Origin of the sequence: Shewanella nanhaiensis (assembly GCF_019457885.1) — a bacterium.
Classification (GTDB): domain Bacteria; phylum Pseudomonadota; class Gammaproteobacteria; order Enterobacterales; family Shewanellaceae; genus Shewanella; species Shewanella nanhaiensis.
Genome location: NZ_JAHZST010000047.1, coordinates 1 through 1,537, shown reverse-complemented (window position 1 = coordinate 1,537; position 1,537 = coordinate 1). Strand labels below are relative to the sequence as shown.

General features: G+C 38.6%; 1 protein-coding gene. It reads right to left on the bottom strand.

Translation table 11 applies throughout. The annotated features are described in order from the left end of the window. Window positions 1–1,425: amidohydrolase family protein (locus tag K0625_RS24255; protein ID WP_232847270.1), on the bottom strand; the 1,425-nt coding region annotated here is incomplete at its 3' end. Window positions 1,426–1,537 lie beyond the last annotated feature (112 nt).

Genomic DNA, 1,537 nt, shown 5'->3' with positions numbered 1-1,537 from the left:
CTCTGCTCTGGATATCGGTTTACCGTGCAGAAAAACGGTATCAATACTGTTCCACGACTCAATAGAACCTAAGGGATTGTTTTTTAGAAGCAATAGATTAGCCATTTTCCCTACTTCTACAGTGCCATAATTGTTTTCAATCTTGAATTTCTTGGCATTATTAATAGTTGCAGCATCTAAAACTTCCGTAAGTGATAACCCCGCATTAACCATAGCTTTCATTTCTTGGAAAGTTGTTAATCCTGGCTGGTTAGCAAAACTGGGACTGCCTGGAAAATCAGAAGCGAGCAAAATAGGATGTTTAGCGTTATTGAGGTAGTTGATAACTTTATTACCCTTGCCAATTCTCCCATATAAAAATGCAGCTGCGATTGATTCATCAGCCATCCCATCAAACCCAATGCGAAGCTCCTCTTTAAACCACTGTGCTTCCGATGTGTTATACCAATCGATAAGTGACTTAGGTGTAACCGACAAGAATTCAGGAGAACTTGCAATGTCAGGCAGCATTGCCTCACCTAAACCAGCAATGACTCTTTGGGTTGGCATGTAGCCTACTTCATCAGCAATAACTCTGTTCAGCGTTTCCTTTATTTCTTTGGAGAGCTGTTTATCTCGTCTATATTCCCCCCAATTCCACATGCCATGAGCGATAATATCAACGTTTGCAGCAAGCGCTAACTGTTGCATGTTCACGGCGTTAGCATGAGCTAATATTGGTAAATCAGCTTTTAGGGCAGATAGCTTAATTCGTTGAAGCGTTTTAGGTGAAAGTGTTGGCCATTGACTCGCATTACCATAACCATCTTCAAAGTAAATTTTGATACATGCAGCACCAGAATTAGCAATGTTAGTGACGATACTCTCTACTGAATTCCTTGCACTCTCTTTAGCGTTTTCATCTACTAAATAGGTGAACATTGATCGTGATAAATCATCTGTTTTTTCTACATAGGGAAATGTTTGTTTTGTGGCAATAACTTCGCAGCGCAGATAATCAGGATGAATATCCGCTGAAATGAAATGCTTAAAATTTACACCAGGATTAGGATCAACAATTTGGGTCACACCATAATATAGGAAGCTCTTGGGTTGCTGTTGATAATATTCTTCAACAATTTTTGGATGCTTTGTCGCCATTGATTCAACACCAAAACCCATCCCAGGAATTGATGAAACATGTGCATGGCTATCCATAATACCTGGAGTTAAAAACTTACCTGAGCCATCTATTTTTAGATCATAGTTTGTGATCTTATTCTGCGTTATTTGAGCAATCCGACCATCATCTAACAATACATTCATACGCAGTTTTGGTGCCTGAAGGTGTGATGAGACAATGGTGACATTTTCAATAAGGATAGTATTTATCGCTAATGCTGAAAAAGAGCATAACGATATTGCGAGTAAAAGTATTCTAATCATAAAACTTCCATGTTAGCCAAGCTCTTGCTGAATAGGCTCTTGGCATTTTCAATTTAAAGTAATAGCTTAAGGAGGTTAACTCAGGAGCAACTGGTTGTATATAATTTAAGCT